General features: G+C 41.2%; 14 protein-coding genes and 1 tRNA gene. All 15 read left to right on the top strand.

The window, feature by feature from the left end:
• Nucleotides 1–566, top strand: a 566-nt coding sequence (locus tag EK17_RS00650) for an EF-Tu C-terminal domain-related protein (RefSeq protein ID WP_035586583.1), incomplete at its 5' end; no start/stop codon positions are given.
• A 10-nt stretch (nt 567–576) separates the two neighbouring features.
• Nucleotides 577–726 carry a 50S ribosomal protein L33 gene (gene rpmG, locus EK17_RS00645; RefSeq protein ID WP_013682379.1) on the top strand — a complete coding sequence of 50 codons (150 nt, stop codon included), beginning with the start codon at nt 577–579 and terminating at the stop codon, nt 724–726.
• Nucleotides 725–801 (top strand) — tRNA-Trp (locus tag EK17_RS00640). The genes rpmG and EK17_RS00640 overlap by 2 nt, the downstream gene beginning before the upstream one ends.
• Before the next feature lie 9 nt (nt 802–810).
• Nucleotides 811–996 (top strand): preprotein translocase subunit SecE, encoded by a 186-nt coding sequence (gene secE, locus EK17_RS00635; protein WP_232229296.1) that lies wholly within the window; start codon nt 811–813, stop codon nt 994–996.
• 21 nt (nt 997–1,017) lie between these two features.
• Entirely contained in the window at nt 1,018–1,557 is a 540-nt protein-coding gene (gene nusG / locus EK17_RS00630) for a transcription termination/antitermination protein NusG (protein WP_035586578.1), read from the top strand.
• A 13-nt stretch (nt 1,558–1,570) separates the two neighbouring features.
• The gene (gene rplK / locus EK17_RS00625; protein WP_035586576.1) at nt 1,571–2,002 is read left to right on the top strand and encodes a 50S ribosomal protein L11; all 432 of its coding nucleotides are present in this window, start codon (nt 1,571–1,573) and stop codon (nt 2,000–2,002) included.
• Nucleotides 2,003–2,049: 47 nt separating this feature from the next.
• A complete protein-coding gene (gene rplA / locus EK17_RS00620; RefSeq protein ID WP_035586574.1) occupies nt 2,050–2,748 on the top strand; it encodes a 50S ribosomal protein L1 in 699 nt (232 codons plus the stop codon).
• A gap of 97 nt (nt 2,749–2,845) precedes the next feature.
• Entirely contained in the window at nt 2,846–3,367 is a 522-nt protein-coding gene (gene rplJ / locus EK17_RS00615) for a 50S ribosomal protein L10 (RefSeq protein WP_035586570.1), read from the top strand.
• A 15-nt stretch (nt 3,368–3,382) separates the two neighbouring features.
• The gene (gene rplL, locus EK17_RS00610) at nt 3,383–3,769 is read left to right on the top strand and encodes a 50S ribosomal protein L7/L12 (RefSeq protein WP_035586568.1); all 387 of its coding nucleotides are present in this window, start codon (nt 3,383–3,385) and stop codon (nt 3,767–3,769) included.
• Between the two features lie 98 nt (nt 3,770–3,867).
• On the top strand, nt 3,868–7,950 hold the full coding sequence (gene rpoB, locus EK17_RS00605) for a DNA-directed RNA polymerase subunit beta (protein WP_035586566.1): 4,083 nt from the start codon (nt 3,868–3,870) through the stop codon (nt 7,948–7,950).
• Nucleotides 7,951–7,963: 13 nt separating this feature from the next.
• Complete coding sequence (rpoC, locus tag EK17_RS00600) at nt 7,964–12,520, top strand: DNA-directed RNA polymerase subunit beta' (RefSeq protein ID WP_035586563.1); 4,557 nt, start codon at nt 7,964–7,966, stop codon at nt 12,518–12,520.
• A 65-nt stretch (nt 12,521–12,585) separates the two neighbouring features.
• Nucleotides 12,586–12,960 carry a 30S ribosomal protein S12 gene (gene rpsL / locus EK17_RS00595; RefSeq protein WP_035586560.1) on the top strand — a complete coding sequence of 125 codons (375 nt, stop codon included), beginning with the start codon at nt 12,586–12,588 and terminating at the stop codon, nt 12,958–12,960.
• 10 nt (nt 12,961–12,970) lie between these two features.
• The gene (rpsG, locus tag EK17_RS00590) at nt 12,971–13,438 is read left to right on the top strand and encodes a 30S ribosomal protein S7 (protein WP_035586557.1); all 468 of its coding nucleotides are present in this window, start codon (nt 12,971–12,973) and stop codon (nt 13,436–13,438) included.
• Between the two features lie 11 nt (nt 13,439–13,449).
• Nucleotides 13,450–15,525, top strand: coding sequence for an elongation factor G (fusA, locus tag EK17_RS00585; protein ID WP_035586554.1), 2,076 nt, complete (start codon nt 13,450–13,452; stop codon nt 15,523–15,525).
• 11 nt (nt 15,526–15,536) lie between these two features.
• Nucleotides 15,537–16,170: GTP-binding protein (locus tag EK17_RS00580; RefSeq protein WP_035586551.1), on the top strand; the 634-nt coding region annotated here is incomplete at its 3' end.

Raw genomic sequence — 16,170 nt, 5'->3', positions numbered from 1 at the left:
CAGACAAACCATTCCTTATGCCCATTGAGGATATCTTCACCATCTCAGGAAGGGGAACGGTTGTTACAGGTAGGGTAGAAAGAGGAACACTCAAACCCGGTGAAGAGGTAGAAATCGTAGGCTTCAGAGAGACAAGAAAAACCGTTGCAACCTCCCTTGAAATGTTCAGAAAGATCCTTGATGAGGCAATAGCAGGAGACAATGTAGTAGTGCTTCTAAGGGGTATCAAGAAAGAGGAAGTTGAAAGAGGTATGGTCTTAGCCAAACCAGGCTCCATCACACCACACAAGAAATTCAAAGCTCAGGTCTATGTTCTTACAAAGGATGAAGGTGGAAGACATACACCATTCTTTGATGGCTACAGACCTCAGTTCTACATCAGAACAACAGATGTAACAGGCACAATCAAACTACCAGAAGGCGTTGAGATGGTCATGCCAGGAGACAATGTTGAGCTAACCGTTGAACTCATTGCACCTGTTGCTTTAGAGAAAGAGACACGCTTTGCTATCAGGGAAGGCGGTAGAACAGTAGGTGCTGGTGTAATAACGGAGATATTGGAGTAAGGAGTTTGAAATGCGCGAAATGGTAACACTTGCCTGCTCTGAGTGCAAAAGGAAGAATTATACCAGCACTCGTGATAAGAAAAAGAATAAAGAAAAGCTTGAGCTAAGGAAATACTGTCCATTTTGCAGAAAACATACAATACATAGAGAGGTGAAATAGGCCAGTAGCTCCAATTGGTAGAGCGGCGGTCTCCAAAACCGTTGGTTGGGGGTTCGAGTCCTCCCTGGCCTGCCATTTTTTGTTATGATTAAAAAGGTTCTTGGTTTTTTAGAAGAGGTTAAGATAGAGTTTAAGAAGGTAGTTTGGCCGGGTAAAAAAGAGGTATCAACTGCCACTATATCCGTGGTGTTATTCACGGTTATAGTGGCTTTTATTTTGAGTGTTTTAGACTACCTTCTCTCTATAGGTTTACAGTCTCTTTTTAAATAAAGTTTTTAGGGAACTATAGTTATGTCTGATTTCAAGTGGTATACAATTCATACACAGGTGGGTTATGAGGAAAAGGTCAGGTCTATGCTTAGAAATAAATTAAAAAGCGCTGGCCTTGAAGAGGATGTGGAAGAGATTTTTGTTCCTATGGAAGAGGTTATAGAGATTAAGAAAAACAACAAAAAAGAAAAGGTCAAAAAATGCCTTTATCCAAGTTATGTGTTTGTTAAGGCTCGCATGAGCGATAAACTATATAACCTTGTAAAAAAGATGTCGTTCACTTCGGGCTTTATTGGATATAAAAATGAGCCTGCAGTTGTTGATGAAAAAGAGATACAGCAGATAAAGGATCGCATCGAGAGCTCAAAAGAGGCACCAAGGCTATCTGTATCCTTTGAGCCTGGAGAGACGGTCAGGGTTCTTGATGGTCCGTTTGCAAATTTCACCGGTGTAATTGATGATGTTGATGTCGATAAAGGAAGACTGAGGATATTGATCAGCATATTTGGGCGTTCAACGCCTGTTGAGCTGAATTACAATCAGGTTGAGAAAGTTCAATAAAGGAGTCTGAACAATGGCAAAGAAAGAGGTTGTGGCTCAGATTAAGCTCCAGATAGAGGCAGGTAAAGCCTCACCTGCACCGCCAGTTGGTCCTGCATTGGGTCAGCACGGTGTAAATATTATGGATTTTGTTAAGAAGTTTAACGATGCAACAAAGGATAGAATGGGCGATATTGTGCCTGTTGTAATCACTGTTTATGCAGATAGGTCTTTTGATTTTATTACAAAGACACCACCTGCAAGCTCTTTGATTAAAAAAGCTTTAGGAATCGAGAAGGGTTCTTCAGATTCGGCGAGGGTAAAGGTTGGAAAACTCTCAAAACAACAACTTGAAGAGATTGCCAGGGTTAAACTACCAGACCTTAACACAAATGACATCTATAAGGCTATGAAGATTGTAGCTGGTACAGCTGTTAATATGGGTGTTGAGGTCGAGGAGTTTTAATTTTTGCTTACCACTGTTAGTGGGAGCTCTTAGGAAAGGAGAGAGCGATGGCAAAGAGGGGTAAGAAGTATCTTGAGGCATTAAAAAAGTATGATTACCTAAAAGAGTATTCTTTGGATGAGGCATTAAAGATACTCAAAGAGATTGCTTATGCTAATTACGATGAAACGGTTGAAGTCCACATGAAGTTGGGTGTTGATCCCAAACACTCCGATCAGATTGTAAGGGGTTCTGTTAGCCTGCCGCATGGCACGGGTAAACAGGTTAAGGTTCTTGTATTTGCCAAGGGTGAAAAGATTAAGGAAGCCGAAGAAGCTGGCGCTGATTATGTAGGCGGTCAGGAGTATGCTGATAAAATTGCAAAAGAGGGCTGGCTTGAGTTTGATAAGGTTATAGCTACACCAGATATGATGGGTATTGTAGGTCGTCTTGGTAAAATACTTGGACCAAGGGGCTTAATGCCAAATCCAAAGGTTGGAACCGTGACATTTGATGTTGCAGATGCCGTCAAAAGGGTAAAAGCAGGTGAAGTAGAATTCAGGGTGGATAAAACAGCCAATATCCATGTTGGTGTAGGTAAAAAATCCTTTGATGAAGAGAAACTAAAAGAAAATATTCTTGCTTTGTATGATGCGGTTATAAAGGCAAAACCAGCCGCTGCAAAGGGTAAATATGTAAAGAGTTTTCATATAGCCACGACACATTCACCCAGCGTAAAGGTTAATGTGCAATCGCTTCAGCGTTAACATAAAAAAACAAGAGGTCAAAGACTGCGGGTAGCGGGAGCTTTAAAATAAGCCCGCAAGAGACCAGTTTTTGGCCCGTCCAGAAAGGAGGGGGATATTGAGGAGAGAGAGAAAGGTAGAACTTGCTCAACGGCTGAGAGAGCAGCTTGAGGATGCAAAAATCCTCATAGCGGCTAATTATCAGGGGCTTACCGTTCATCAGATGGAGGATATCAGAAACACATTTAAAGAGGCTAACTGCACCTTTAATGTTATTAAAAACAGCGTTGTTAAAAAGGCTATTGAGTCAACAAAATGGAGTGTGCTTGATGAGCAGCTCAAAGGTGCAAACGCCTTTGCTTTAGGGTTTGATGACCCGGCTGTAGTTGCAAAGATTATTGTAGAAAAGGCCAAAGAATTTGAAAAACTGGATGTAAAATTTGGCTGTCTGGATGGTAAGCTGCTGTCTAAAGAGGATATAAAGGCATTGAGCAAGTTGCCGCCAAAAGAGATATTGCTTGCCCAGTTGCTTGGCAGCATGAAAGCACCTATCAGTGGATTTGTTAATGTATTGGCGGCTAATATAAGACAGTTGTTGTATGTATTGAAAGCAATAGAAGAAAAGAAGAAGGAAGGTTAAGGAGGTTTATTGGAGATGGCAGAGATTACAAAGGAAGATGTTATTGCATTTATTGAGAATATGACAGTTGTTGAGTTAGCAGAATTTGTAAAGGAACTTGAGGATAAGTTTGGTGTATCTGCAGCTGCCCCTGTTGCTGCTGTTGCTGCTGCACCTGCTGCTGGAGGCGCTGAGGCACAAGCAGAGGAGAAAACAGAGTTTGATGTGGTATTGAACAAGGCAGGCGATAAGAAGATTCAGGTAATCAAGGTTGTAAGAGAGATAACAGGTCTTGGATTAAAAGAGGCAAAAGCTTTGGTTGATGCAGCACCAAAGGCTGTTAAAGAGAAGGTTAGCAAAGAAGAGGCTGAGCAGATTAAAGCCAAACTTGAAGAGGTTGGAGCTGAAGTCGAGATTAAATAATTTATGTCAGACAGGATATCGGGCAAAGGAAAGAGGCGTGAAGTCTCTTTCCTTTTTTTTTCTAAAAACAACTCTTTATAAAATAAACGAGGTGCATAATGGCTGAGCCCCTAAAATTGGAATACAGGATGCGTGTTGATTTTTCTAAATCACAGAAGGTTCTGGATATTCCCGACCTGTTGAGGCTTAACATAAATTCATACAAAAGCTTTCTTGATAAAGACTCCAAAAAAGAAAAGAATCTGGATAATGTATTAAGGTCCATTTTTCCCATAGATGATGTTCATGGCAGACTGAGGCTTGAGCTTGTGGATTGGGAGATAACACCGCCAAAATTTACACCGGATGAATGTAAGCTTAAGGCTGTTTCATATTCTGGAAATCTTATAATTAAAGTAAAATTGACGCTGTGGAATATAGATGAAACAACAGGGGAAAAGCTAAATATTGAGGATATCAAAGAGCAGGATATATATGTTGGAGAGATTCCTTTAATCACTGAATCGGGAAGTTTTATTATAAATGGTGTTGAAAGGGTGATAGTTGGGCAGCTTCACAGATCACCCGGTGTTATATTCAAAAAGCTCTCTGAATTTGCCGGAAGAGGTTTATTCTATGCCCAGATTATACCCGATAGGGGTAGTTGGATAGAGTTTGAAACAGAGCCCAGAGAGATTTTAACTGTAAGAATTGATAGAAAGAAAAAATTCCCTGCAACAGTGCTTCTGCAGGCTATAGGCATGGATGAGGCTGAGATATTGAAAGAATTTTATAAGGTTATCCATGTCAAAATCGATACGGGCAGGTTTTATGCAGCCGTTGGTGAGGATATTATCGGTTTAAAGGTTGATAGTGATGTAGAGGTTGATGGCAAGGTTTTGGTAAAAGAAGGCAAAAAGATTACAACAAGGATTTTAAAGGCTTTGAAGGATGCCAATATTGAATATGTTCCAATAAAAGAAATCGAGCTTCAAAATAAATACTCAGCAAGCCTTGTTGAGGTTGAAGAAGACGGAGAAGATGAAGTTTTCTTAGGTATAGGCGATAAATTAACAAAAGAGAAGTTGAGCTTTTTAAAGCAGTTTGATAGAGAGTTTGATGTAATCTACTCAGAGCTTGACGATTATCTTGTTTTAAATACGCTGTTTGCAGGCAGAGAGGTTTTGAAAAAAAGAAGGATTCAGCTGCCAGAAAGCTTAAATGACAACGATGTTGCAAGAATCTTTATTCACACACTTCTAAGACCTGGTGAGCATACATCTGTTGAGGATGCTGCCAAGTTTTTTGAAAACCTGTTTTTCAATCCTGAACGATACGATATTTCCCAGGAAGGACGCATCAGGCTCAATGAAACATTTTCGATAGACGTGCCTGAAAGTGTAAGGGTTTTAACCAAAGAGGATTTTGTTGGACTGATAAAGCATATTATACTGCTTGAAAACGACAAGGTTGTTCCTGACGATGTGGATAGTTTATCAAATAGAAAGGTTAATCTTGTTGGTGATCAGCTATACAAAGAGGTAAGAAACGGTCTTTTGAAGATGCAGCGGCTTATCAGGGATAAGATGATTATGCGTGATTATGAAAACATGATGCCTTATGATATTATCAATACAAAACCCGTAGCCGTTGCCATAAAAGACTTTTTTGCCACAGGGCAGCTATCGCAGTTTCTGGATCAAACAAACATACTATCTGAAATTTCGCATAAAAGAAGGCTCTCTGCTTTAGGAAGTGGTGGTCTGACAAGGGAAAGGGCTGGCTTTGAGGTCAGGGATGTGCATCCTACCCATTACGGAAGGATTTGTCCTATTGAAACCCCAGAGGGTGCCAATATTGGATTAATTTCATCACTTGCCATATACGCAACAATCAACGACCTTGGATTTATAGAAACACCTTATAGGATTGTTGAAAACGGTAAGGTTACAGATAAAGTTGTTTATCTGCCTGTTTCTAAGGAAAAAGACCATGTCATAGCTCAGGCATCAGCACCGCTTAATGAGGATGGAACTTTTAAAAATGAGTTTGTGGCTGCAAGGAAAAACGGAGAATTTGTTGTTGTTCGCAATAAAGATATAGATCTGATGGATGTCTCCCCCAATCAGATTGTCTCTGTTGCTGCAGGATTGATTCCGTTTCTGGAGCATGATGATGCCAACAGGGCTTTGATGGGTTCAAACATGCAAAGGCAGGCTGTGCCTTTGATTAGACCTGAGGCGCCGTTTGTTGGAACAGGTCTTGAGCCTGTTGTTGCAAAATACTCACGGTATGCTGTTGTTGCAAAAAGGGATGGTAAGGTTGTAAGAATAGATGATAAAATCTATGTTTCTGTAAAAACCCCTAAAGGATATGAGCTTGATGTATATCCACTTAAAAAGTTTATACGATCCAATCAGGATACCTGTTTTTCTCATACACCTGTGGTGAATTTGGGCGATGAGGTAAAAGCGGGTCAGATTATTGCAGATGGTCCTTCGATGGACAAGGGTGAGCTTGCCCTTGGCAAGAACCTTGTTGTGGCATTTGTATCCTGGCGTGGTTATAACTACGAAGATGGTATAACAATTTCACGCAGGGTTGTGGAGGAGGACCTATACACATCGATTCACATAAAGGAATTTAGCGTTTATGTAAGGGATACAAAGTTTGGTGTGGAGGAAATTACTGCAGATGTTCCCAACGCCTCCAGTGAAACACTGCGCAATTTGGATAAAAACGGCATTGTAAGAATAGGGGCATATGTAAAACCCGGTGATATACTTGTAGGAAAGGTTACGCCAAAAGCAGAAACGCACTACTCACCAGAAGAAAAACTCCTAAGGGCTATATTTGGTGAAAAGGCAACGAATGTTAGCGATTCTTCTTTGAGGGTTCCACCTGATACGAGCGGTATTGTTGTGGATGTCAGGATTATGCACAGGCGTGGCATTCAGCCAAATCCAAGGGAAAAAGAAATCATCGAAAGAGAAAGGGAAAAAATCAATAAAGAGCTCAAACATAAATTGGAATTGCTTTCCAAACTTAAACTTGAAAGTATTAAAGATGCAATTGTTTCAAAGCCTCTTGAAAATGATGTAACAATAGGAAAGAGGAGCTTTAAAAAGGGATACAAACTCACAAAAGAGGAGCTTGATGATTTAGCAGAAAAGGAACTCATAAAGCTTTTGCCAGAGGATTTTGACCTTAAGGCGTTGAATAAGCATTACAAAGAGATGGAAAAAAGCATAAAAGAGCACCATCAGGAGTTGCTTAAGGGTATAGAAAAGGAAAGCGATTTGCCTCCTGGTGTTGTTGCTGCAGTTAATGTTTATATAGCCACAAAGAGAAAGTTGTCTGTTGGTGATAAGATGAGCGGTAGGCACGGTAATAAAGGTGTTGTTTCAAGGATTTTGCCTGTTGAGGATCTGCCGTTTTTGGAGGATGGAACTCCTGTTGATATAGTGCTTAACCCGCTTGGTGTTCCTTCAAGAATGAACATAGGTCAGATTATGGAAACGCATCTGGGTTGGCTTGCAAAAGGTCTTGGCAAAAAGATCGATGAGCTTATAAAGCAAGGGGAAAAAGAGGCTTTAAGGGATTTTATAAAAAAGATTTTTAACTCCAAAAAAGCCGAGACATTTATAGACAGTTTATCTGATGATGAGATAGAAAAATACGCTAAAGAATGGAGAAGGGGTGTTCATTTTGCAAACCCGGTATTTGAGGGTGCAAAGGAAAAAGACCTTAATTATTTGAAGGAAGTTGCAGGCTTTAAAAGACTTAAGAGTGAATTATACGATGGCGTTACAGGTGAGAAGTTTTTAGAGCCTGTGACAGTGGGTGTTATGTATGTACTTAAATTGCATCACCTTGTTGATGATAAGGTGCATGCACGAAGCATTGGACCATACTCCCTTGTTACGCAGCAGCCTTTAGGCGGAAAGGCCCAGTTTGGCGGTCAGAGATTCGGAGAGATGGAGGTCTGGGCGCTTGAAGGATACGGTGCAGCATACACACTGCATGAGATGCTTACAGTAAAATCAGACGATGTTGTGGGAAGGGATGAAACACACAAAGCCATAATTAAAGGCAAGCCTATACCACTTGGAGGTGTGCCTGAATCGTTCAATGTTTTGGTAAAAGAGATGCAAGCTTTGTGTCTGGATGTTGAGCTGCTTAAGGATATAAGAAGAAGATAGGGGGAGCCATAAGATGTTTACAGTTTTAAAAAGCAGACCAAAATCGTCAAAAGACTTTGATGCTATAAGAATAAAATTAGCCTCTCCTGAAAAGATAAGGCAGTGGAGTTATGGAGAGGTTAAAAAAGCAGAAACAATCAACTACAGAACATTTAAACCCGAAAGGGATGGTTTATTCTGCGCCAAAATCTTTGGACCGATTAAAGATTACGAATGTCTGTGTGGAAAATATAAGCGCAGCAAATACAAGGGTATAGTGTGCGAAAAATGTGGCGTTGAGGTAACAGAGTCTCGTGTTAGAAGGGAGCGCATGGGTCATATCGAGCTTGCCACACCGGTTGCGCATATCTGGTATCTGCGTTCTGTTCCAAGTATAATGGCTTCCCTTCTTGATATGAAACTAAAGGAGCTTGAAAGGGTTATATATTACGAATCGTATGTGGTTGTTGAAAGCGAAGTTGAAGAGCTACCCGTTAAAACCGTTTTAAGCGAGGCTGCATATAAAACTTATCTTGAGAAATACGGCATACGATTTAGTGCCGAAATGGGCGCTCTTGCCATCCAGAAGCTGCTTAAAAAGATAGACCTTGATCTGTTGATACTGGAATTAAAAGATGAACTTGAGGCTACAAAATCGGAGGCAAAAAAGAAGAAACTGATAAAGAGAATGAGGCTTGCAGAGCAGTTTAGAAGAAGCGGCAACAGACCTGAATGGATGGTGCTTGAGGTTTTGCCTGTTCTGCCTCCAGATTTAAGGCCTCTTGTATCGCTTGAGGGTGGAAGGTTTGCATCGAGTGATTTAAACGACCTCTACAGGCGCGTGATAAACAGAAACAACAGGCTTAAAAGATTAATCGAGCTTGGTGCTCCATCGATAATTATAAGAAATGAAAAGAGGATGCTGCAGGAAGCCGTTGATGCATTGATAGATAACGGCAGACGCAAGCAGGTTGTAAGGGCATCAAACAACAGGCCTTTGAAGTCTTTGAGTGAATCTATAAGGGGCAAGGAGGGTAGGTTTAGAAGAAACCTGCTTGGAAAAAGGGTTGACTACTCGGGACGTTCGGTAATTGTTTCTGGCCCAGATTTAAGAATGGATCAGTGTGGTCTGCCAAAGATTATGGCGCTTGAGCTGTTTAAACCGTTTATATACCATCGGTTGATTGAAGAGGGGTTTGCCCCAACAACCAAGGCAGCCCGCAAGATGGTTGAAAGAAAAGACCCCGAGGTGTGGAATATTTTAGAAGAGGTTGTAAAAGAGCATCCCGTGTTGTTAAACAGGGCTCCAACGCTTCACAGGCTTTCGATTCAGGCTTTTCATGCTGTTTTGACAGATGAGAAGGCTATTAGATTGCATCCACTTGTGTGTCCTGCATTTAACGCTGACTTTGACGGCGACCAGATGGCTGTTCATGTGCCGTTGAGTACAGAGGCCATATTGGAAAGCGAAGTGTTGATGCTTGCAACAGAAAATATTATTTCGCCAGCCCACGGTAATCCGATCGCTGTGCCCAGTCAGGATATGGTGCTGGGTGTTTATTATATGACCAAAGCCAGAGAGAATCAAAAAGGTGAGGGAATGGTGTTTTCCTCACCCAAAGAGGTGCGTATTGCATATGAAAACGGTGTGTGCGGTCTAAATGCAAAAATCAAGGTAAAAATGGACGATGGCGATATATACGATACGACTGTTGGAAGGGTTTTATTCTACGAAATTGTACCAAAAACGGTTCCTTTTTCTAAAATAAACAAGGTATTCAAAAAGAAAGACTTAAGTGCTTTAATTACATATCTTTATAAACATACAGAATTGCCTGTTGTGGTTAAATTTTTGGATGATGTTAAGGATCTGGGTTTTGAGGTTTCAACACGCTCTGGTGTTTCAATATCGATTGAAGATATGATTGTTCCTGAAGAAAAGGCTGAAATTATTGCAAAAGCCGAAGAAGAGGTAAGAAAGATTCAGGAAGATTACAGGCAGGGTTTGTTGACCGATAAAGAGCGATACAATAAATCTGTTGATATATGGAGCTCGGCAACAGACAGAATAGCAGAAGCGATGATGAAGCGTCTGGGTGGAGAATATGGAGAGAGTTTTAATCCTATCTATGTTATGGCAGACTCAGGCGCAAGGGGTTCACAGCAGCAGATTAAACAGCTTATGGGTATAAGAGGATTGATGACAAAGCCATCTGGCGATATTATAGAGACACCGATTAAGTCCAATTTTAAAGAAGGTTTAACGGTTCTTGAGTATTTTACATCAACCCATGGCGCACGAAAAGGTCTTGCAGATACGGCTTTAAAAACGGCAAACGCAGGATATCTGACAAGAAAACTTGTTGATGTATCTCAGGATGTTACGATAACCATGGAGGATTGCGGCACAACGGAGTATATTGAGGTCTCTGCCATTATGGTTAACGGTGAAGAGATTGAATCGCTTGCCGATAGGATTTTAGGAAGGGTTGCGGCTGAGGATGTAGTTAATCCTTTTACCGATGAGGTGATTGTAAAAGAAGGCGAGGAGATCGATGAGGATGCTGTAGAAAAGATAACAGAAGCAGGCATCGGAAAGGTTAAGATATACTCTGTGCTCACATGTAAGGCAGAAAGAGGCGTGTGTGCAAAATGTTACGGTAGAGACCTTGCAAGAGGCGGCAGGGTAAATGTTGGTGAATCTGTGGGTATTGTTGCTGCTCAATCCATTGGAGAGCCGGGAACACAGCTAACCTTGAGAACATTCCATGTTGGTGGTACGGCATCAAGACTTGCCAAGGAGAATAAATCGGCAGAAACAAGAAGAGCCGGTATAGTTAGATTTTATAATTTCTATACAGCAGAAAATTCACTTGGAGATAAGATACTGCTATCCAGAAGGGATGCAGCATTACTCATAACAGAGCCTCAGATTGTTAGCATAAACAGGGGTAAGGTGAAAATAGAAGAGGATAAAAGCCACTACTATCTAAAAGTTGGAGATACTGAGGAGTATAAACTAAAAAAGGTCGATTTTGTTTCAGATAAAGACATTATTGGTGGTCCAGAAAGCGTAATAGGAAAATATATTCTTTCAGTTCATGATGGAGATGAGGTTGATAGCCTATCTTTGCTTGTTGAAAGGGTGCTTGAAGTCTTTGATGTCCCCAAAAAGATCCCCTATGCGGCAAAGGTGCTTGTTGAAGATGGTCAGACGATAAAGAGATTTGTTAAAAGTGAAGAAAACGGCACAGTTAAGCTGATAGCGCTTGAGGGTGATAGGTTTGTTGAAATAGATTCACCAGAGGATGGAATAACAGACAGACATGGCACGCATGTTGTTATAGTGGATGGAGACAAGGAAAAGGCAAGATACTATGTACCGAAGGGTTCAAAGCTGTATGTCAAAGCAGGTGAAAGCGTTGAGTCTGGCGATGTTATAGTAGGTTATGATGATGAATTTAAAAAGAGGATTTTTGAAAGCGACCCAACAACATATATATCGATTACGCCGCTTGCCGAATGGGACGCATACTCAGACTACCTGCTTGCAGGTGCTGAGGGTTATGTACGATGGGTGGATCTGATACCGCATGTAACAATTAAAGAAGAGATCGACAGTATTACATCGCTTAAAAGTAATGTTGTTATTGAAAGCAAGGATCTATCAAAAAGACCGCGTATCGAGATAGTGGATGAGGATGGTAAGCCCAAGAAATTTGCCAACATAGATGAATATGCAATGTATTACATGCCGCCAGGTGTTATTCTGCAAAAAGATGACGGCGAGTATGTAAAGCCCGGTGATGTGATAGGTAAGATTCCAAAAGAGCTTGACAAAACTACAGATATTACAGGTGGACTGCCACGGGTCAGTGAGCTGTTTGAGGCTAAAAAACCGAAGAATGCAGCTATCATTAGCGAAATTAGCGGTATTGTTTCCTATGGAAAAGAGGTTAAGGGCAGAAGGAAGGTTATTGTTACATCCACTGCTGGCAAAGGTGAGGTTAAAAAGGAATATCTAATTCCGCGTAACAAAAGGCTTCTGGTATTCCCGGGCGATAGGGTTGAGATGGGTGAGCCTTTAACAGATGGTCCTATCAATCCTCACGATATATTGTCTGTATTGGGTGAAAAAGAGCTTCAGAAGATGCTGGTTAGTGAGATTCAGCAGGTTTATAAACTTCAGGGTGTTAGTATAAACGATAAGCATATAGAGATAATAGTTAGACAGATGCTGTCTAAGGTTCTTATTGAGGATGCCGGCGATAGCGATTTTATTGAAGGTGAGGTTGTAAACAGATTTATCTTTAACAGAAAAAATGAGATGCTTGTAAAAAGAGGCAAAAGACCTGCAATCGGAAGAATAATGTTGCTTGGAATAACAAAGGCGTCTCTCAATACAGATAGTTTTATTTCTGCGGCAAGTTTCCAGGAGACAACAAGGGTGTTAACAGAGGCTGCTGTATCAGGGCAGATAGACTACTTAAGAGGCTTGAAAGAGAATGTTATTGTTGGTAGATTAATACCCGTTGGCAGCGGTCAGAAGAAATACGACGATATTGTAATTGAGCCAACACAAAGAGATTAAAAAATCTTGACAAAGTTAACTTTTATTGTTAGTTTAGCCAAGCCAAATTTTTAGGGAGGTAAGAAGTGCCTACGATTAACCAACTTGTAAGGAAGGGTAGAAAGCAGGTAAAAGCAAAGAAAAAGACACTTGCCCTTCAGGGTTGTCCTCAAAGAAGGGGTGTGTGTACAAGGGTTTATACAACAACACCAAAAAAACCTAACTCAGCTTTAAGAAAGGTTGCAAGGGTAAAATTGACAACGGGTTATGAGGTAACAGCCTATATACCTGGTGAGGGTCACAACCTGCAGGAGCACTCAATTGTGCTTGTCAGGGGTGGAAGGGTTAAAGACCTTCCAGGTGTTAGATATCACATTATCAGGGGCGCTTTGGATGCAGCCGGTGTTGAAGGTAGAAAACAGGGACGCTCCAAATATGGAACAAAGAAGCCCAAGGAGTAAGGAGAGATAGATGAGGCGAAGAAGAGCAGAAAAAAGAGAGGTTCCAGCTGATCTGGTTTATGGCAGTGTTCTTGTAAGTAAGATTATCAATAAAATTATGTGGGATGGCAAAAAATCTATAGCAAGTAGAATTTTTTATAAGGCTATGGATCTTGTAAAAGAAAAAACGGGCGAGGATCCGATGGAGGTTTTACAAAAAGCCATCGAGAATATAACGCCCAAAATCGAGGTTAGACCAAGAAGGGTTGGTGGTGCTACATATCAGGTGCCTGTAGAGGTAAGGCCTGATAGACAGAGAAGCCTTGCCGTTAGATGGCTTGTTGATTATGCAAGACAGAGAAGCGAAAGGCGAATGTTTGAGCGTTTAGCTGGTGAAATAATAGATGCTGCCAACAATAGGGGCGGCGCAGTTAAGAAGAGAGAAGATACCCATAAGATGGCAGAGGCCAACAGGGCATTTGCACACTACAGATGGTAAAGGAGTGAAAAGTGGCACGAAAGTATCAGCTTAAGAAGTTGAGGAATATAGGAATAATAGCTCATATCGATGCTGGCAAGACAACCACGACCGAAAGAATCCTTTACTATACAGGTGTTTCACACAAGATTGGTGAGGTTCATGAAGGAACAGCAACTATGGACTGGATGGAGCAGGAAAAGGAAAGGGGTATCACAATAACCTCTGCTTCCACAACCTGCTTCTGGAAAGAGCATATGATAAACATCATAGATACACCAGGGCATGTGGATTTTACCGTTGAGGTTGAAAGGGCCTTGAGGGTATTGGATGGCGCTGTAGGTGTGTTTTGTGCTGTTGGTGGTGTTGAGCCTCAAAGTGAAACAGTCTGGAGACAGGCGGATAAATACCATGTTCCAAGGATTGCCTTTGTTAATAAGATGGATAGAATTGGTGCAGACTTCTTTAATGTTGTTCAAGAGATTGATGAAAAGCTAAACGGTAATCCGCTTGTTATTCAGCTGCCCATCGGTAGCGAAAGTAACTTTGTAGGTGTTATTGATTTGATAAGAATGAAAGCAATCATCTGGGATTCTGATGTGCTGGGTGCTAAATTTTCAATAAAAGATATACCGGAAGAATTGGCCGATCAGGCATTAGAATATAGAAATAAATTAATCGAGAAGCTTGCAGATTTTGATGATGAGATAATGGAGAAATATTTAGAGGGTGAGGATATCTCTGAAGATAAAATTGTTTCTGCTATAAGAAAAGCTACAATAAAGACACAGGTTACGCCTGTTTTATGTGGTAGTGCATTTAAGAATAAAGGTGTTCAGCCTCTGTTGGATGCTGTTGTTGACTTCCTGCCCTCTCCACTTGATATACCGCCTGTTAAGGGAATAGACCCAAAAACAGGTGAGGAGATCGAAAGAAAAGCCGATGAAAATGAGCCTTTGAGTTTGCTTGCCTTTAAAATTATGAGTGATCCGTATGTTGGTAAGCTTACATACTTTAGAGTATATTCAGGAACGCTGAAAGCTGGCTCTTATGCTTACAACTCTACCAAGGGCAAAACCGAAAGGGTTGGAAGGCTTCTTAGGATGCATGCCAACAAAAGAGAGGATGTTGATGTTGTTTATGCAGGTGATATAGCCGCTGCAATCGGTTTAAAATACACAACAACGGGTGATACATTGTGCGATGAAAAGAATCCCATAGTGCTTGAATCTATGGAATTTCCTGAGCCTGTTATATCTGTTGCGGTTGAGCCAAAAACAAAAGCAGATAGAGATAAATTATCCAATGCACTTCAAAAACTTGCTGAAGAAGACCCAACCTTTAGAATTAGATACGATGAGGAGACCAACCAAACGATTATTTCTGGAATGGGTGAGTTGCATCTTGAGATCATTGTTGACAGGCTGAAAAGGGAATTCAAGGTTGGTGTTAATGTAGGTAAACCGCAGGTTGCATATAAAGAAAGCATCAAAGGCAAGGTCAAACAGGAAGGAAAGTTTGTAAGGCAGACCGGCGGTCATGGTCAGTACGGTCATGTCTGGATAGAGATAGAGCCGCTTGAAAGAGGTAAAGGTTTTGAGTTTGTCGATAAGATTGTGGGTGGTGTAATACCCAAAGAGTTTATACCTGCTGTTGAGGCAGGAGTTAAAGAGGCTATGGAAAGCGGTATCGTTGCCGGTTATCCTGTTGTTGATGTAAGGGTTACATTGTTTGATGGTTCATACCATGAGGTTGACTCATCCGATATGGCATTTAAGATTGCAGGTAGTATGGCATTTAGAGAAGCGGCAAAGAAAGCAAAACCCTATCTGCTTGAGCCTGTAATGGATGTGGAGGTTACGACACCAGAGCAGTATCTTGGCGATGTTATGGGCGATATAAACTCCCGCAGGGGCAAGATCAAAAGCATGGGTGAAAAGGGTAACCTTAAAATAATTAAAGCCCATATACCGCTTGGAGAGATGTTTGGATATGCAACGGTTCTACGCTCAATAACGCAGGGTAGAGGAACCTATACAATGCAGTTCTCTCATTATGAAGAAGTGCCAAAAAATATTGCAGAGAAAATAATAAAGAAAGAAGCTTAAAGGAGGCTCTTATGGCAAAGGAAAAATATGTCCGCTCAAAACCACATGTTAATATCGGTACAATCGGCCATGTTGACCACGGAAAAACAACCCTAACAGCAGCCATCACAAAGGTATTGGCTCAGAAGGGAAAAGCAGAGTTCAAAGACTACAACGAAATCGATAACGCACCAGAGGAAAGGGAAAGAGGTGTTACAATCAACACCGCTCATGTTGAGTATGAAACAGACAAACGCCACTATGCACATGTTGACTGCCCAGGGCATGCTGACTACATCAAGAACATGATCACCGGTGCAGCCCAGATGGATGGTGCAATACTTGTTGTATCTGCAGCAGATGGTCCAATGCCACAGACAAGAGAGCACATCCTTCTTGCAAGACAGGTTAATGTTCCCTACATCGTTGTTTTCCTAAACAAGGTTGATATGGTTGATGATGAAGAGCTTGTTGACCTTGTAGAGATGGAGGTAAGGGAACTACTATCAAAATATGGTTTCCCTGGCGATGATGTACCTGTAATCAGGGGTTCTGCCCTGAAGGCTCTTGAAACACCAGAGGGTGAGTCCAACGAATGGACAAAGGCAATAGAGGAATTAATGGATGCAGTTGATGAATATATCCCAACACCTCAAAGAGAGGCAG

The sequence above is a fragment of the Hippea jasoniae genome (assembly GCF_000744435.1).
Lineage (GTDB): Bacteria > Campylobacterota_A > Desulfurellia > Desulfurellales > Hippeaceae > Hippea > Hippea jasoniae.
This window is presented reverse-complemented; position numbering and strand designations above follow the sequence as displayed.